Consider the following 19,070-nt stretch of genomic DNA (forward strand, 5'->3'; position numbering starts at 1 on the left):
CCTCACCGTTCGTCTTGGTCGGGGCCGCCGTACGCGGCGTCTTCGTCGTCGGGGGCGGGGTGGGTGTGCCCCGCGGGCGGGCCGTCCCCGCCGTCGTGGCCGTACGCGGCGGCCTCGAGTTCGCTCAGCACCTGGTCCTCCACGAGCTCCGCCAGGGCGGCGACGGTGCGGGAGACGAGGATGTCGCGGGGGGTGAGGGTGACGCCGAACGCGTCGTTGGCGCGGGAGGCGATCAGCAGGGCGCGCATGGAGTCGCCGCCCAGCAGGTAGTAGTCGTCCTCGGCGCCCACGGGCGTCCCGAGGGTCTCCTCCCAGATGGCTGCCACGGCCTCCTCGGTGGGCGTGCGCGGTGCCACGTACCCGGCCTGTTCCTCCCGCTCCTCGGCCGGGGCCGGGGCGGGCAGGGCGGCGCGGTCGGTCTTGCCGTTCTCGGTCACCGGGAAGCGGTCGAGGACCACGAACGCCGTGGGGACCATGTGGGCCGGCAGGAAGCGGGCGGCCAGCGTCCGCAGCGCGGCGGCGGTGGGCGGTTCGGCGCCGGGTGCCGTGAGCAGGTGGGCGACCAGGCGCGGCAGGCCCGGTTCGTCCTCGCGGACGCTCACCACGGCGTCCAGCACGCCCGGGTCCCGGGCGAGGACGGCCTCCACCTCGCCCGCCTCGATGCGGTGGCCGCGCAGTTTGAGCTGGTGGTCGGTGCGGCCCAGGTAGTGCAGCTCGCCGTGGGCGTCGCGGCGCACCAGGTCGCCGGTGCGGTACATGCGGGTGCCGGGCGGGCCGAACGGGTCGGCGGTGAAGCGGGCGGCGGTCAGTCCGGGCCGGCCGAGGTAGCCGCGGGCCAGCGCGGGCCCGGACAGCCACAGTTCGCCGGTGACGCCGTCGGGGACCGGCCGCAGCCGGGCGTCGAGGACGTAGGCGCCGGTGGCGGGCAGCGGCCGGCCGATGGGCGGGGCGGCGCCGTCCGGCCGCAGGGGCGCGGACCAGGTGGCGACGACGGTGGCCTCGGTGGGCCCGTAGGAGTTGACCATGCGGTGGTGCGGGGCCCAGCGGCCGACGAGTTCGGCGCCGCACGCGTCGGCCCCGACGGTCAGCGTCTTGAGGTCGGGGAGGGTGCCGGGGGTGTCGGGCGGCAGGGTGGCGAGCGCGGCCGGCGGCAGCAGGGTGTGGGTGACGCGTTCGGCGCGCAGTACGTCGGCGAGCTGGGCGCCGAGCAGCGGTCCGGGCGGGGGGACGACCAGGCGGGCGCCGTGCGGCAGGGACATGCACAGCTCCAGGACGCAGGCGTCGAAGCTGGGCGTGGCGAAGGCCAGCACCCGGTCGCCGGGGGCCACCTGGTAGTGGGCGGCCTCGGCGGCGGAGAACGCGGCGAGCCCGCGGTGGGTGACGACGACTCCCTTGGGGGTGCCGGTGGAGCCCGAGGTGTAGATGACGTACGCCGGGTCGTCCAGGTCGAGCGGGCGGGTCCGGTCGGCGTCGGTGGGCCGGTGCCCGGGCGTGTCGTGCGGCGGTGCTGCGAGCAGTCCGGCGATCTCCTTGGCGTCGAGGGTGAGGGCGGGGGCCGCGTCGCGCAGCATGAGGGCGATCCGCTCCTCGGGGTAGGCCGGGTCGACGGGCAGGAACGCGGCACCCGCCTTGGCCACCGCGAGCTGGGCCAGCACCATGTCCACCGAGCGCGGCAGGAGCAGGGCGACCAGGTCGCCGGGGCCCGCGCCGCGGGCCATGAGCGCGTGCGCCAGCCGGTCGGCCGCCGCGTCGGCCTGCGTGAACGTGAGCAGGGTGCCGGGTCCGGCGAGGGCGGGGGCGGTCGGCCACCTGTCGACGGCGGCCTCCACGAGGGCCGGCAGGGTGGCGGCGGGCACGGGTGTGCGGTCGGGGCGGGCCGGCGGGTTCAGCAGCCGGTCCCGCTGGGCGGGCGGGAGCACGTCGATGTCGTCGAGGCGGGTGGTGCCGTCGGTGGCGGCCAGGGCGTGCAGGGTGTGCAGCAGCTGGCCGGCCAGGGAGCCGGCGGTGGCCGCGTCGAAGCAGCGCGGGTCGTAGCCGAGTTCGACGGCGAGCCGGTCGCCGGGCGAGACGACGACGGTGAGCGGGTAGTTGGTGGCCTCCCGGGCGTCCAGGTCCCGCACGGTCAGGCCGTGCGCGCCGGCGGTCGCGTCACCGACGGGGTAGTTCTCGAAGACGACCAGGCTGTCGAACAGCTCGGTGCCGGCCGGCAGCCCGGTCAGTCCGTGCAGCTCGTTGAGGGGCATGTGGTCGTGCCGGCGGTCCTCGGCCCGGGCCTCCTGCACCGCGCGCAGCCAGTCGGCGCAGGGCGCGCCGCCGTCGACGGCGGTCCGGGCGGGCAGGGTGGTGATGAACAGGCCGGTGATGGTGTCGGCGCCGGGCAGGTCGGCGGGCCGGCCGGAGACGGTGGTGCCGAAGCACACCTCCGGCTCCCCGCTCCACCGCGCCAGCAGCAGCGCCCAGGCGCCCTGCACCAGCGTGTTGAGGGTGAGGCGGTGGCGGCGGGCGAACTCCTGGAGCCGGCCGGTCTCCTCGGTGCCGAGCCGCTGGGACAGCCAGGTGCCGGAGCGGGCCGTGGTGCCCGGCGCGGGCCGGCGGTCGTAGGGCAGCGGGGTGGGACCGCTCAGGCCGGCGAGGACGTCGCGCCAGTGCTCCGCCGCCCGGCCGGTGTCGCGGGCGGCCAGCCAGCCGGCGTAGTCCGCGAACGGCCGGCGTTCGGGCAGCCGGGGCGGCTCGCCGCGAACCAGGGCGGCGTGCGCGGCCATGACGTCGGACAGGACGTGGAAGACGCTCCAGCCGTCCAGCAGGACGTGGTGGAAGGTCCACACCACCCGTACGGCGTCCGGGCCGAGCCGGACCAGGGCGAGCCGCAGCAGCGGGGCCCGGTCCAGGGCGAGGCCCTCGGCGCGTTCGGCGGCGAGCAGCCGCTCCAGCTCGGCGTCCCGCCGGTCGGCGGGCAGCCCGCTCCAGTCGTGCTCGGTGACCGGCAGGGTCACGTCGCGGTGGACGACCTGGAGGGGCACGGGTACGCCGTGCAGGGCGACGGAGGTGCGCAGCACGGGGGTGCGGTCGACGACGTGCCGCCATGCGGCCGCCAGTAGGCCGGGGTCCCGGGCGCCGTCCGCCACGAAGGTGATCTGCTCGACGTACAGGCCGTGTCCGGCCTCGTCCAGGCCGTGCACCACCATGCCGGTCTGGGTGGGGGTGAGCGGATAGACGTCCACGACGTCCCCGCCGGTGCCGACGAGTCGGTCCACGGCCGCTTGGTCGAGCGGGGCGAGCGGGAAGTCGGAGGGGGTGCGGCCGCCGGCGCCGGGCTCGGCGCAGTGCCGGACGATCTCCTCCAGTTCGGCGGTCAGTTCGGCCGCCAGCCGGGCGACGGTCTCCCGCCGGTGCAGCTCGCGGGAGTAGGACCAGGTGAACTCGAGGCGGCCGTCGGCGACCCGGCCCAGCACGTCGAGGAGGTGCGGGCGCTGGGCGGTGGTGTCCATGCCGCCGCCGAGGGCGCCGTGCGGCGCGTGCAGCAGGCCGCCCGGGGCGGGCGTCCGGTCCTGCTGGCCCAGGTAGTTGAAGCAGACCTGGGGCAGGCCGGGCAGGCCGGCGCCGGCCGTGGGGTGCAGGTGGCGCAGCGCGCCGTAGCCCAATCCGCCGTGCGGGACGGCGCGCAGGTTCTCCTTGACGGCCTTGAGGACGGTGCCGGTGTCCGCGTGGCGGGGCACGTCCAGGGCGACCGGGTACATCGCGGTGAACCAGCCGGCGGTGCGGGCGAGGTCGGTGTCGTCGAACAGCTCCTCGCGGCCGTGTCCTTCGAGGGTCACCGCGACCCGGTCCCGGCCGGTCCAACGGGCCAGGACCCGGCCGAGCGCCGAGAGCAGGACATCGTTGACGCGGGTGCGGTACGCCTCGGGCACGTCCTGGAGCAGCCGGCGGGTGTCCTCGGCGCCGAGGACGGTGGTGACGCTCTCCTCGACGGCGACGGTGTTCGCGCCGTCGGCGTGGTCGGTGGGCAGGGCGGCGGTGGTGTCCAGGTCACGCCAGTGGGCGAGTTCGGTGTCGAAGCCGCCCGCCGCGGTGTGCTCGGCGAGCCGCCGGGCCCAGGCCGCGAACGAGGTGCTCTTGGCGCCGAGGGCCGGCCGCTCGCCGTCGCGCAGGGCACGGTGGGCGGTGTCCAGGTCCTCCAGGATCAGCCGCCAGGACACGGCGTCCACGACGAGGTGGTGCGCGGCGAGCAGCAGCACCGGCCGGCCGCCGTCCCCGGGGCGGCACAGCGCGGCCCGCAGCAGCGGCCCGGCGGCCAGGTCGAAGCCCGCGCCGAGCGCGGCGGCCACCTCGGGCACGGCCGCCCGGTCGTGCACCTCCAGGTGCGGGGCCTGGCCGGGCGGCGTGCCGTGCTGGCGCCAGGTCCCGTCCCCGGCCGGCTCGAACCGCATCCGCAGCGCGTCGTGGTGCTCCAGCACGGCTGCCAGGGCGGCGCGCAGCAGCGTCTCGCCGGGGTCCTCGGCCAGCTCGAAGGCGACCGTCTGGCTGAAGTGGGCGGGGTCACCGGTCAGGGTGTCGAACAGCCAGTGCTGTACGGGGGTGAGCGGGGCGTCGCCGACCACGGGACCCTGTTCGGCGGTGACCGCGGCCGCGTGGAACTCCGTGGCCGCCGCCGCGAGTTCGGCGAGGGTCTGGTGGGTGAACAGGTGGCGGGGGGTCAGGGCGAGACCGGCGCGGCGGGCGGCCGAGACGATCTGGATGCCGAGGATGGAGTCGCCGCCCAGCGTGAAGTAGTTGTCGTCGGCGCCGACCTCGGGCACACCGAGCACCTCGCGCCAGATCGCCGCGAGGGTCCGCTCCGCCTCGGTGCGCGGCGGCCGGGCGGTGCCGCCGGTGGCCGTGGCCTCCCACCGGGGCGCGGGCAGGGCCCGCCGGTCCAGCTTGCCGGTGGCGCCGAGCGGCAGCCGGTCCAGCGGCACGACGAGGGCCGGCACGAGGTGGTCGGGGAGGCTCCGGCCGAGGAAGGCGCGCAGGTCGGCGGGGTCCGGCAGGGCCGCCCCGCGGGGTACCGCGTAGCCGACCAGCCGGCGGTGGCCGGCGTGCTCGACCACCCGGGCCGCCGCGGCGGCGACGTCCGGGTGCCGGGTCAGCGCGGCCTCCAGCTCGCCGAGTTCGATGCGGAAGCCGCGCACCTTGACCTGGTCGTCGCCGCGGCCGAGGTAGCGCAGGTCGCCGTCGGGTGTCCAGCGGACCAGGTCGCCGGTGCGGTACATGCGGGCGCCGGGCGGGCCGAACGGGTCGGGCAGGAAGCGTGACGCGGTCAGGCCGGGCCGGCCGAGGTAGCCGCGGGCCACACCGGTGCCGGCGAGGAACAGCTCGCCGGGCGCGCCGACGGGCACCGGGCGCAGGTGGGCGTCCAGGACGTAGGCGCGGGCGCCGCCGACGGGGCGGCCGATCGGCGGGTCGCGGTCGGGGTCGGCCGGGTCGCAGGTGAAGGCGGTGGCGTAGACGGTGGCCTCGGTGGGGCCGTAGATGTTCATGACCCGGCAGCCGGGGACGGCCTCGCGGACCCGGCGTACGGTGCGGGCGGGCAGCCCCTCCCCCGCGAGGACCACGGTGTCCGCGGTGACCTGTACGGCGTCCTCGGCGAGCAGCCGGTCCAGGGCGGAGGGCACCGCGCTGAGCAGTCCGGCCCGCCAAAGCCCGGGGCGTTCGGCCAGCGCCAGCAGGTCGCGGACGATCTCCACGCAGCCGCCGGACAGCAGCGGGGAGAAGATCTCGAAGACGGACACGTCGAAGTTGAGCGAGGTGGAGGCGACCACGTGGGCCGCTCCCCGGCCGGTGAACTCGGCCGCGGCCCAGTCGGTGAGCGCCAGCACCGACGCGTGGGTGACGACGACTCCCTTGGGTCGGCCGGTGGAGCCGGAGGTGTGGATGACGTAGGCCGGGTGGCCGGGCAGCAGGGGTTCGCGGCGCTCGCCGTCGCCGCCGGGCGTGTCCGGGAGGGCCGCGGCACGGTCCTGGTCCAGCAGGATGCGGGTGTACAGGCCCTCGGGCAGCCGGCCGGCTGTCTCCGTACTGGTGATGACGGCGTCGGGCCGTACGTCCTCGAACAGGAAGGCGACGCGCTCGGCCGGGTACTGCGGGTCGACCGGCAGGTAGGCGGCGCCGCTCCGGAGCACGGCCAGGAGCGCCACGACCAGGTCGGCGGTGCGGGGCAGGCACAGGGCGACGAACCGCTCGGGTCCGGCGCCGGCGGCGACGAGCCGTCGGGCCAGGGCGCCGGAGCGGGCGTCGAGTTCCTGGTAGGTCAGGCAGGTGTCGCCGTGGCGGACGGCGGGGGCGTGCGGGGTGCGCTCGGCCTGCCGGCGGAACGCCTCGGGCAAGGTGTCCCGCGGTGCCTCCCGCACCGCTCCGCCGAACCGGGCGACGAGGTCGCGGCCGCCCGCCGGGTCCAGCAGGGGCAGGTCGGCGAGGCGACGGTCGGGGTCGGCGGCCATCCCGGTCAGCAGGGTGCGCAGGCTCTCGCCGAGCGCCTCCACCGTGGCCGGGTCGAAGGCGCCGGGATCGTAGTCCAGGTTCACGGCCAGGCTGTCCCCGGGCGCGACGACCACGCTGAGCGGGTAGTTCGTCGGCTCCAGGTCCCGCTCCTGCTCCATGGCGAGGCCGTGCCGGGCGAGCGAGCCCTCGTCGAACGGGTAGTTCTCGAACACCACGATGGAGTCGAACAGGCTGGTGCCGCCGGGCACCTCGCTCCAGGACTGCACCTGGGCCAGCGAGACGAAGTCGTGGCGCCGGGCCTCGGACTGGGCGGCCTGGAGTTCGCCCAGCCACTCCGGCAGCGGGCGCCGTCCGTCGACGCGCACCCGGGTGGGCAGGGTGTTGATGAACAGGCCGACCATCGAGGTGACGCCCGGCAGGCCCGCGGGCCGGCCGGAGACGGTGGTGCCGAACACCACGTCGTCGCCACCGCCGTAGCGGGCGAGCAACAGCGCCCACGCGCCCTGGAGGACGGTGTTGAGGGTCAGCCCCGCCCGCTGGGCGGTCTCCCGCAGCCGCGCCGTGACGTCCCGGCCGAGGGTCACCCGCACCGTCCCGGAGGAGGCGTCGCGGTGGGCCTGGGCGGGGCGCCGGTCGCGGGGCAGCTCGGTGGGGGCCTGGAAACCGGCGAGCGTCTCGCGCCAGTACCGTTCGGCCCGGCCGGTGTCCTGCCCGGCCAGCCAGTGCAGGTAGTCGGCGAAGGGCCGGCGGCGCGGCGGCTCGGGGCGGCGTCCCGAGGTCAGGGCCGCGTACCGCTCGCACACCTCGTCGAAGACCTGGGCCGCGCTCCAGCCGTCCAGCAGGACGTGGTGGAAGGTCCACACCAGGCGGACCCGGTCCGGGGCCAGCCGGATCAGCATCAGCCGCATCAGGGGGGCGGTGCCGAGATCGATGCCCGCCCGCCGGTCCTCGGCCAGCAGCCGGTCCAGGTCGCGGGCACCGCCGCCGTCGGGCCGCGCCGTCCAGTCGTGGTGGGTGACGGGCACGGTGGCCCGGTGCCGGACGACCTGGAGCGGTTCGGGCGTCTCCTGCCAGACGAGGCCGGTGCGCAGGACCGGGTTGGCGTCCGCGGTCTGCTGCCAGGCCGTGGCCAGGGCGTGGGGGTCGGTGACGCCGGACAGCACCAGCTGCACCTGGTTGACGTAGGTGCTGCCCTCGGGGTCCAGCAGGCTGTGGAAGAGCATGCCCGCCTGCATCGGTGTCAGCGGGTACACGTCCGCGACCTCGCGCCCGTCGCCGGCGATCCGGTCCACGGCCGCCTGGTCCAGCCGGGCCAGCGGGAAGTCGGAGGGGGTACGGCCGCCCGCGCCGGGGCGGACGCAGTGGGCGACGAGGTCCTCCAGCGCCCGCAGCATGCCCCCGGCGAGCGCGGCGACGGTGTCCTCTCGGTGCCGTCCGGGGCTGTAGTGCCAGGTGATCTCCAGCTCGTCGTCCTCGACGCGGGCGACCACGTCCAGCAGGTGCGGCCGTTCGGTGCCGGGTGCCTCCGCGCCGCCGAGGCCGCCGGGCACCGCGCCGACCAGGGTGCCGCCGCCGGCGGACCAGTCGAACCGTCCGAGGTAGTTGAAGCTGATGCCGGGCATGGGGGTGCCGGTGAGGGCGGCGTCACGGGCGAGGTGGCGCAGGACGCCGTGGCCGAGACCGCGCTCGGGTACGGCCCGCAGCTGCTCCTTGACCGCTTTGAGCGCGGTCCCCCAGTCGCCCGCCGGGACGGTGAGGGCGACCGGGTACAGGGAGGTGAACCAGCCGACCGTGCGGGACAGGTCGACGTCCTCGAACAGCTGGTCCTCGCGGCCGTGGCCCTCCAGGCCGACGGCGACGGTGGCGCGCCCGGTCCAATCGGCCAGGACCCGGCCCAGCGCGGTGAGCAGGACGTCGTCGATCCGGGTGCGGTAGGCGCCGGGAACGCGGCGCAGCAGGTCGTCGGTGCGGTCGCGGTCCAGGCGCACGGTGACCTCGCGGACGCCGGCCGTGGTGGCGTCGCCGTCGCCGTCGGCGGGCAGCGGCTCCGCGCAGTGCCGGGCGGTCCGCGCCCAGTGGTCGCGCGCGGCGGCGAACCCGGTCGCCGCGCGGGCGCGCAGCCGGTCCGCCCACTCGCGCACGGAGGTGGTGCGGGCGGGCAGGCGTACGGGTTCGCCCGCCGCGGCCTGCCGGTAGGCGGTCTCCAGGTCCTCCAGCAGGATGCGCCAGGAGACGCCGTCGACGACCAGGTGGTGGACGACGAGCAGCAGCCGGGCGGGCCGGGTGCCGTCGGCGGTGAACAGGCGGGCGGCGCACAGCGGCCCGGTGCCGAGGTCCAGCCCGGCGTGGGTGGCCGCCGTGACCGCCTCCTCGTCCTCCGGGGCGTGGACCCGGAGCAGTTCGGGGGCCGGGTCGTCGGCGGCGGGTATGTGCTGGTGCCAGGTGCCGTCGGCCTCGAGGCGGAACCGGGCGCGCAGGGCGTCGTGGTGGGTCCACAGGGCGGTGAGGGCACGGCGCAGGGCGTCCTCGTCGACCGGGCCGGCCGTCTCGACGACGACGGACTGGTTGAAGAACGCGGGCTGTTCTGGCCGCGGGTCGAGGAACCAGTGCTGGATGGGGGTCAGGCCGGCCTCGCCGCTGACCGGCGCGGTGCCGGCGACGGCGGGCGCGGCGGCCCCGGCGGCGGCCAGCGCGGCGACGGTGGGGCGCCGGAACAGGTCGCGCGGGGTGAGGGTGAGGCCCGCGGCCCGGGCGCGGGAGACGACCTGGATGCTGAGGATGGAGTCGCCGCCCAGCATGAAGAAGTTGTCGTCCACGCCGACGCGTTCGACACCGAGCAGGTCGGCCCAGATCCCGGCGAGGAGCCGCTCGGACTCGGTGCGCGGGGCCCGGTAGGCGCCCTCGGCGCCCGCCGACCAGTCGGGGGCGGGCAGCCGCCGCCGGTCGACCTTGCCGTTGGCGGTCAGCGGCAGCGCGGGGACGGTGACGAACGCGGCGGGGAGCATGTAGTCGGGCAGTCCGGCCGCCAGGTGGTCGCGCAGCGCGGCGGCGGCGGGCACCTCGGCGCCCTCGGCCGGGACGAGGTGGGCGGCCAGCCGCTTGCGGCCCCCGTCCTCGTACAGGGAGACGACGGCCTCGGCGACGGCGGGGTGGGCGGTCAGCCGGGCCTCGATCTCGGCGGGCTCGACCCGGAAACCGCGGATCTTGATCTGGTCGTCGGCACGGCCGACGAAGTGGAGTTCGCCGTCGGCGCTCCAGCGCACGACGTCACCGGTGCGGTACATCCGCCCGCCGGCCGGCCCGAAGGGGTCGGCGAGGTAGCGGGCGGCCGTCGCGCCGGGCCGGCCGGCGTAGCCGCGGGCGAGTCCCGCGCCGGCGATGTACAGCTCGCCGGGGACGCCCGGCGGCTGGGGCTGGAGGGCGCCGTCCAGGACGTACACGCGGGTGTTGTCCAGCGGCCGTCCGATGGGCAGGACGGCGGGCAGCGGGTCCCCGGCGCGGAAGACGCGGCGGGTGGCGAACGTGGTGGTCTCGGTGGGGCCGTAGCCGTCCACGACGGTCAGGCCGGGGCAGGCGTCCAGCACCCGGCGCACGACCGCGCCCGGCACGGCCTCGCCGCCCGTCCACACCTCCCGGGCGCCGCGCAGGCAGCCCGGGTCCTCCTGGGCGAGCAGGCGGAACAGTCCGGCGGTCAGCCACAGGCAGCCGACGCCCTGCTCGGTGACGGCGCGGCGGACCGCGGCGGCGTCCAGGTCGGCCGGCGGGGCGAGGACGGCCGTGCCGCCGCGCAGCAGCGGCACCCACACCTCGTAGGTGGCGGCGTCGAAGGCGTGCGGGGAGTGCACGAGGACCCGGTCGTGCCCGGCGAACGCCCGGTCCAGGGCGAGCGCGGCCACGTCGCGCTGGCGCACCGCGACGCCCTTGGGGACGCCGGTGGAGCCGGAGGTGAACATCAGGTACTGCACGTTGTCGGGGTGGACGGCGTGGGCGGGCGCGGGGTGGTCCGCGGGCGCGGGGCCGTCGATCCTGAGGACGCGGTCGCCCGGCAGCAGGTCGTGGGCGGTCTCCTCCCGGGCTGCGTCGGTGAGCAGCAGGTCGGCCCCGGCCTCGGCGAGCATCCGGCGCAGCCGTTCGCGCGGCGCCCGGCCGTCCAGCGGGACGTACACGCCGCCGGTGCGGACGAGCGCGAGCTGGGCGACGACCAGCTCCACGGAGCGGTCCACGAGCACACCGACCGGGCGTTCCGGCCGTATGCCGAGCGCGGCCAGCCGGGCCGCCCAGCGCGCCGACCGCGCGTCGAGCTCGCGGTAGGTGACGCGTTCGGTCCCGGCCTCCACGGCCACCGCGTCGGGGGTGCGGCGCGCCTGCTCGGCGAAGAGGGCGGCGACGGTGGTGTCGGGCAGGTCGGTGGCGGTGTCGTTCCAGGTGCGCAGCACCTGTGTACGGCGGTCCGGGCCGAGCAGCGGCAGCCGGGCGGGCGGACGCGGGGACCCGCCGGGCATGCCGGTGAGCAGCACGGCCAGGTACTCGGCCAGCCGTTCGGCGGTGGCGGTGTCGAACAGCTCCGGGTCGTAGCCGACGCGCAGGGTCAGCTCCGTGCCCGGGTACGCGGTCAGGCTGAGCGGGTAGTTGGTGGTCTCGATGCCCTCCAGGCCGCTCAGGGACAGTCCGTGGGCGGCGGCGAGGCCGTCGTCCACCGGGTAGTTCTCGAAGACGACGATGCTGTCGAACAGGCCGACCCGCTCCGGGAGCGCGGTGAACGTCCGGATCCGGGTGAGCGGGACGTGGTCGAAGCGCCGGTCGTCGCTCTGGTCGCGCTGGAGGGCGCGCAGCCAGTCCACGAGGGTGCCGTGGGCGGGGACGGTGACGCGGGTGGGCAGGGTGGTGATGAACAGGCCCGTCATGACGTCGGAGCCGGGCAGCTCGGGCGGCCGGCCGGACACGGTGGTGCCGAACACCACTTCGTCGCGGCCCGCCTGACGGCCCAGCAGCAGCGCCCAGGCGCCCTGCACCAGGGTGTTGAGGGTGAGGCCCGAGGTCCGTGCCAGCTCCTCCAGTGCGCGGGTCGCGGCGGCGGGCAGCGTGGCCCGCACCTCGTGCGTGGACTCCGCGCGGTGGCTCTCGCGCGGTTCCCGGTCGTACGGCAGCGGGGTCGCCTCGGTCAGGCCGGACAGGCGGCGCCGCCAGTGCGCCTCGGCCTCGGCCGTGTCGCGTCCGCCCAGCCAGGCGAGGTAGTCGCGGTAGGGCGGGCGGTCCCGGCCGGCCTCCGGGTCGGTCCCGGCGTGCCGGGCGAAGACGTCGGTGAGGACCTGGAACAGGCTCCAGCCGTCCAGGAGCAGGTGGTGGAAGGACCACACCACACGCACGGCGGTGTCGGACACCCGGGCGAGGAGCAGGCGCTGGAGCGGGGCCCGGGTCAGGTCGATGCCGTCGGCGCGGTCGCGGGCGAGGACGTCGTCCAGCCGGGTGCGGCGCTCGTCCTCGGTGAGGTCGCGCCAGTCGAGGTGGGTGACGGGCAGGGCGGCGTGGCGCTGCACCACCAGCAGCGGCTCGGGCATGTCCTGCCAGACGACCCGGCCGCGCAGCACCTCGGTGCGGTCGGTGACGTGCTGCCAGGCGGCGGCGAGGGCGTCCGGGTCCGGGACGCCGTCCAGGACGAACGTCAGCTGCTGGAAGTAGACGCCGCGGTCGTCCTGGGAGAGCCCGTGGAAGAGCATGCCCGCCTGTGTCGGCGTCAGGGGCAGGACGTCCGCCACGGCGGCGGGATCGGCGCCGGTGACGCGGTCCACGGCGGCCTGGTCGAGCCGGGCCAGCGGGAAGTCGGACGGGGTGCGGCCGGCGGCGCCCGGCGACGCGGCGAAACGGGCGAGGTCGGCCAGCGCGCCGGCGAAGCCCTCCGCGAGAGCGGTGACCGTCTCCCGCCGGTGCAGCCGGTCGGAGTAGAACCAGGTGAACTCCAGGCGGTCGCCGTCGAGCAGGCCGACGACCTCCAGGGCGTGCGGGCGCTCGGCGGCCGGGTCGGCGTCCAGCTCCAGCGGCCGGACGGTGCCCCGGTACAGTCCGTCGCCGCCGTCGGGCAGCCCCATCCGGCCGAGGTAGTTGAAGCTGATCTGCGCGTGCGGGGTGCCGGGCGCGGCGCCGGGCGCGGCCAGGTGGCGCAGCGCGTCGTGGCCGAGGCCGTGCCGGGGTACGGCGCGCAGCCGCTCCTTGACCCGCTTCAGCACGGTGTCCCAGCCGGCGTCGCCGGGGACGGCGAGGGCGACGGGGTAGCGGGTGGTGAACCAGCCGACCGTGCGGCTGAGGTCCAGGTCGGGGAAGAGTTCCTCGCGGCCGTGGCCCTCGACGTCGACCACCACCCGCTCCCGCCCGGTCCCGGCGCACAGGGCGCGGCCGAGGGCGCCGAGCAGTACGTCGTTGACCTGGGTGCGGTAGGTCTCGGGCAGGGTGCGCAGCAGGACGGCGGTGTCCTCGGGGCTCAGCCGGACGGTGACCGCGCGCTGGGAGGCGTAGGTGTTGGGGCCGTCCGCCTCCTCGGGCACGGCGGGCGCGGTGTCCGGGACCTCCCGGGCCCAGTACTCCCGCTCGTCGTCGAAGCCGCCGTCCACCGCGTGCGCGCGCAGCCGGCGCGCCCACTGCCGTACGGGGGTGGACTTCGCGGGCAGGGCCGCCGCGCCGTCGTCGCCCGCGCGGCGGGCCCGGTAGGCGCGGTCGAGGTCGTCCAGCAGGATGCGCCAGGACACCCCGTCGACCACCAGGTGGTGCACGGAGAGGTGCAGGACCCCGGGCAGGCCGGGGCCGCGGTCGTGGAGCACCGCCCGCAGCAGCGGTCCCCCGGCGAGGTCGAAGGGCCCGAAGTGGGGGGTGTCCGTGCCGGGGCCGGTGTGCCGGGCGAGGACGATCCGGGGCGTCCGGTCCGCGACGGACCAGCTGACCCGCGCGTCGCCGTCGCCGGCGGTGAACCGGGAGCGCAGCGCGTCGTGGTGGGCGGCCAGGTCGTTCAGCGCATCCTCGAGCGCCGCCGGGTCCAGCTCGTCGGGGACCTGGACGGAGAGCGCCTGCGCGAAGTGGCCGGCCCGCTCGGCGGCCGTGCCGAAGAGCCAGTGCTGGATCGGCGTCAGGGGGGCCGCCCCGGTGGCCGCCTCCGGTGCCGCGGCCGACGCGGCCGGGGTCCCGGCGGCGTCCGCGCGGCGGGCGAGGGCGGCGACGGTCTGGTGCTGGTAGAGGTCCCGGGAGGTCAGCATCAGGCCCTCCTGCCGGGCCCGGGCCACCACCTGGATGCTGAGGATGGAGTCGCCGCCGAGTTCGAAGAAGTTGTCGTCGACACCGATCCGCTCCAGGTGCAGCACGTCCGCCCAGATCGCGGCGAGGGCGTGCTCGGTGGGGGTGCGGGGGGCGACGTGCCGTACGGTCCGCACGGCGGGGCCCGGGTCGGGGAGGCGCCCGCGGTCGATCTTGCCGTTGGCGTTCAGCGGCAGGGCGTCGAGTACGACGACGACCGCCGGGACCATGTAGTCGGGCAGCGTGCGGCCGAGTTCCCGGCGTACGGCCTCGGGGTCGATCCGCTCCCCGGCGGCCGGGACGACGTAGCCGGCGAGGCGCCGGTGGCCGTCGGTGGCGGCCGCGGTGGCGGCCGCCTCGGCCACGCCGGCGCAGTGGCGCAGCGCCTCCTCCACCTCGCCCAGTTCGATGCGGAAGCCGCGCACCTTGACCTGCTGGTCGATCCGGCCGAGGTACTCCAGCCGGCCGTCGGCCCGCCGGCGCACCAGGTCGCCGGTGCGGTACATGCGCTCGCCCGGCGCGCCGAACGGATCGGCGACGAAGCGGGCGGCGGACAGCCCCGGACGGTTGAGGTAGCCGCGCGCCAGGCCGCCGCCCCCGAGGTACAGCTCGCCCGTGACACCGGGCGGCTGGGGACGCAGGGCGCCGTCCAGGACGTAGGCCCGGGTGACGGCGACGGGCTCGCCGATGGGCGGCGCCTGCTCCGGCAGCCGGGCGTCGGCGAACCAGGCGGTGGCGTAGACGGTGGCCTCGGTGGGGCCGTAGATGTTGGCGATCCGGGCCGCGGGCATGGCGGCGCGCACGTCCTGCACGGTCTGCGCGGGCAGGGCCTCACCGGCCAGGACGACGGTGTCCGCGGTCACGGGTGCCGCACCGCCGGCGACCAGGCGGGAGACGACGGAGGGCACCCCGCTGAGCAGTCCGGCGCTGCGCGGGGCCGACGTGTCGGCCAGGGCCGGCAGGTCGGCGACCACCTCGACGGAGCCGCCGGCCAGCAGCGGGCACAGCAGCTCGAAGACCGAGACGTCGAAGTTGAGGGAGGTGGAGGCGATGACGTGGGCGAGCCCGTCGGGTCCGAACCGCTCCCCCGCCCAGGCGGCCAGCGCGGCGACGCTGCGGTGGGTGACCACGACGCCCTTGGGGCGGCCGGTCGAGCCCGAGGTGTAGATGACGTAGGCGGGATGGTCCGCCAGCAGCGGCCGGGTCCGGTCGGCGTCGGTCAGGTCGGCGTCGGACCCGTCCGCACCGGCGCACTCCTCCAGGAGCAGCGGCTCGCAGCCCTCGGGCAGGGCGGAGGCGGTGTCCCGGGTGGCGAGGACCAGGGCGGGCCGGGCGTCGTCGAGCATGAGACGGATCCGCTCGGCGGGATAACCGGGGTCCACCGGCAGGTAGCCCGCGCCCGACTTGAGCACCGCCCACAGCACCGGCACCAGGTCGGCGGAGCGCGGCAGGCACAGCGCGACCAGGGTCTCCGGGCCGGCGCCGCGCGCGACGAGCAGCCGCGCCAGCCGGTTGGCGCGCCGGTCGGTCTCGGCGTAGTCGAGCCGGTCGGCGCCGCAGACGACGGCGGTCCGGTCCGGGGTGCGGGCCACCTGGGCGCCGAACAGCCCGGGCAGCGTGACGTGACCGGTGTCCCGGCTCCGGCGCGCGGGCGGGTTCCAGGCGTCCACCAGGTCGTGCTGCTCGGCGGCCGACAGCATGGGCAGTTCGGCCAAGGTGCGGCCGGGTCCGTCCGCCATGCCCGCCAGCAGGCGGTGCAGATGACCGGTCAGGCGGGCCACGGTCGCGGCCTCGAACAGGTCGGTGTTGTACTCCACGGTGAGCGCGCAGCCGCCGTCGGTGTCCGGGGCGAACTCCAGGACGAGGTCGAAGCGGGCGGCCGGGCGGGGCAGCGGATGCTCCGTCAGGCGCAGGCCGCCGGCCACGGGCGGCACGCCCAGCGGGCTCTGCTGGACGACGAGCGCCTGGACCAGCGGGGTGCGGCTGGGGTCGCGGGTGGGTGCCAGCTCCTCCACCACCCGGTCGAACGGCACACCGTCGTGGGCGAAGGCGTCCAGCACCGTGGTGCGCAGGCCCTCCACGAACCGGTCGACGGTCACCCGCTCGTCCACGTCCGTGCGCAGCACCACCGTGTTGGCGAAGAAGCCCGGCACGTCCTCCAGTTCCCGGCGGCCCCGCCCGTTGGTGACGGTGCCGAACGCCACGTCCCGCTGCCCCGAGTAGCGCGCGAACAGCAGCGCCGCGGCCCCCGCGAACAGGGTGAACACGGTCGTGCCGCGGCCCGTGGCGAGGTTCCGCAACCGGGTGGTCAGCTCCGCGGGGAGACGGTGGCGGTGCGCGGCTCCGGCGGTGGTGCGCACCGCCGGGCGCGGCCGGTCGGTGGGCAGCTCCAGGTGCTGGAGGTCCGACAGGTGCCGTCTCCAGTACGCGAGGTCGGCGGTGTCGGTGTTCCCGGGGGCATCGGGGTCCCCGGCCCGCCGCCGCTGCTCCCACACGGCGAAGTCCGGGTACTGCACGGCGGGCCGGGGCAGCCCGTCGGGCTCGCCGGTGGCCTCGGCGCGGTACAGGGCCGCGAGTTCGCGGGTCAGGACGCCCACCGACCAGCCGTCGGTGACGATGTGGTGCTGGGCCAGCAGGAGCAGGTGGTCGTCGTCGGCGAGCCGGACGAGCAGCGCGCGGGTGAGCGGGCCGGTCACCAGGTCGAACGGGCGGCACAGCTCCCCGGTGAGCAGTTCCTCGGCCGCGCCGGCCCGGTCCGCTCCCGGTACGTCGGTGAGGTCGGCCGTCCGCAGCGGCAGGTCGGGGTCGGCGGCGACGCGCTGGGCGCCCTGCCCGTCGACGGTGGTGAACGTGGTGCGCAGCGAGGCGTGCCGGGCGGCGAGGCGGCGCAGGGACCGGCGCAGCGCGTCCGTGTCCAGGGCGCCGCGCAGCCGCAGGGACACGCCGGTGTTGTACTCGGTGCCGCCGTCGCTCAGGTCGTCCAGGAACCACAGCCGGCGCTGCGCGTTGGACAGCGGCAGGACTCCCTCGGCGGGGGCCGGCGGGATGGGGTCCGCCGGGGCGGCGGCGGACGGGTCGCCGAGCAGGGGCGCGAGGGCGGCGACCGTACGGGCGGTGAAGACGTCCCGTACGGTCAGTCGCACGCCCAGCTCGTCGCGGATGCGGGACAGGGCGCGCGCGGCGAGCAGCGAGTCGCCGCCGAGGTCCAGGAAGTCGTCCGTCACGCCGATCTCGCCGGTGCCGAGGACGTCGGCCCAGATGGCGGCGAGGGCGCGCTCGCCGGCGGAGCGGGGCGGTACCCGGTCCGGCGTGGAGACCCGCTCGGGGGCGGGCAGGGCCCGCCGGTCGATCTTGTGCTGCGGGGTGAGCGGCATCCGCTCCAGCACGACGACGGCGGCCGGCACCATGTGCCCCGGCAGCACGGCGGCGAGCGCGGCCCGCAGCGCGGCGGGGTCGAGGGGGCGGGCGGGGGTGGAGTCGGCGGTCGGGTCGTCGCCTGCGGCGCCCTCTCTTGTGCCGGCCCCGGTGGTCCCGTCGGTCGCGCCGGACTCGTCGGTCCCGGCGGTCCTGCCGGGGAGCGTCTGCCCGGCAGCCTCCGCCGGGACGGCCCCCGCGTCCGTGGAGCCGGTTGCTGTCCCGGAGGACACGGGACCGGGGACAGGACCGGGCACGGGACCGGCGGCTCCGGCGGGACCCGGCGTGTCCAGCGTGTCCGCCGTCCCGGTCGTCCCCCGCGGGTCGGCCGGGGTGACGTAGGCGACGAGACGGCGGTGGCCCGGCTCGTCCTCGCGGACGACGACCACGGCCTCGCCGACGGCACCCGCGGCCAGCCGGCGCAGGGCCGCCTCGATCTCGCCGGGTTCGATCCGGAAGCCGCGGATCTTCACCTGGCGGTCCAGCCGGCCCAGGTACTCCAGCTCCCCGTCGGCGGTCCGGCGCACCCGGTCGCCGGTGCGGTACAGGCGCGCCCCGGGCGGGCCGAACGGGTCGGCGACGAAGCGGGCGGCGGTCAGCCCGGGCCGGCCCAGGTAGCCCCGGGCGACCGCGTCGCCGCCCACGAACAGCTCGCCGTCCGTGCCGGGCGCCACGGGCCGCATCGCGGCGTCCAGGACGTACACCCGGGTGTGCGGCAGGGCGTCGCCGATGGTCGGGGTGCCCCGGCCGGCGGTGAGCGGCCCGGTCCAGGTGGCGACGACGGTGGCCTCGGTCGGGCCGTACGAGTTGATCATGCGGCGGCCGGGCGCCCAGCGGTCGACGAGCCCGGCCGGGCAGGCCTCGGCGCCCACGATCAGGGTGCGCAGCGTTCTCGCGGTGCCCTCCGCGGGGTCGGGCAGGGTGGCCAGCGCGGCCGGCGGGATCAGCGCGTGGCTGATGCGGTGCTCGTCGAGGACGGCGGCGAGTTCGTCGCCGAGCCACGGGCCGTGCGGCGGTACGACGAGGGTGGCGCCGGACAGGACGGAGGCGCACAGCTCCAGGACGGAGGCGTCGAAGCTGGGTGAGGAGAACTGGAGCACGCGGTCGCCGGGGCCGACGGCGTACTGCTCGGCGGCGGCCGCCGCGAAGCCGCCGATGCCGCGATGGGTGACGGTCACGCCCTTGGGGGTGCCGGTGGAACCCGAGGTGTAGATGACGTACGCGGCGTGGTCGGCGCCGGTCCGGGGCGCGCCCTCCCCGTCCTCCGGGCCCTCCGCCGTGTCGAGCAGCTCGGCGGTCCGCCGCGGGTCGTCGAGGACGACCGCGGGCGCCGCGTCGGTGAGCATCAGCGTCCGACGGTCCGCGGGGTAGGCGGGGTCCACGGGCAGGAAGGCGGCGCCGGCCCGGGCGACGGCCAGTTCGGCCGCTATCAGCTCCATGGACCGCGGCAGCACGAGCGCCACCACCCGGTCGGGGCCCGCCCCCTGCCGCGTCAGGTACCCGGCCAGGCGGTCGGCGCGGGCGGACAGTTCGCGGTAGCTCCAGGTCCGCCGGCCGTCGGTGAGGGCCGGCGCGTCCGGGGTGCGGGTCACCCACGTGCGGAACAGCTCGCCGAGCGTCGGGTGCGCCGGGGCCGCGGCGCTCTCCGGGGCTCCGGCGGTGTCGCCGGCCCGCGGCAGGGAGGACGCCGGCGCGGGCTTGTCGTGCAGGTCCGTCATGGGTGAAGTCCTTAGGAGGGCGGGACGGTACGGCGCGGGCAGCGGAGGCGGACGCGGGCAGGGCCGCGCCCCACCGTGGGGCGGTGCGGCGGGTCACGGCGGCACGGCGGGCGTGCGCGGCGGTGCGGGATCTCGCGGACCGGCGGCGGTGGTCCGGCATCCGCGGCGGGTGCGGGGCGGCGG

General features: G+C 77.0%; 1 protein-coding gene. It reads right to left on the reverse strand.

Annotated elements, in window-relative coordinates; genetic code table 11:
- Positions 1–2: 2 nt before the first annotated feature.
- The gene (locus tag ACIQVT_RS04160; protein WP_403747132.1) at positions 3–18,887 is read right to left on the reverse strand and encodes a non-ribosomal peptide synthase/polyketide synthase; all 18,885 of its coding nucleotides are present in this window, start codon (positions 18,885–18,887) and stop codon (positions 3–5) included.
- Positions 18,888–19,070: the final 183 nt, after the last annotated feature.

It is taken from the genome of Streptomyces sp. NPDC100445 (assembly GCF_044759735.1).
Lineage (GTDB): Bacteria > Actinomycetota > Actinomycetes > Streptomycetales > Streptomycetaceae > Streptomyces.

Excerpts from the sequence above, each read along its gene's own strand:
- ACIQVT_RS04160 (WP_403747132.1), bottom strand. The coding sequence starts at position 18,887 with ATGACGGACCTGCACGACAAGCCCGCGCCGGCGTCCTCCCTGCCGCGG.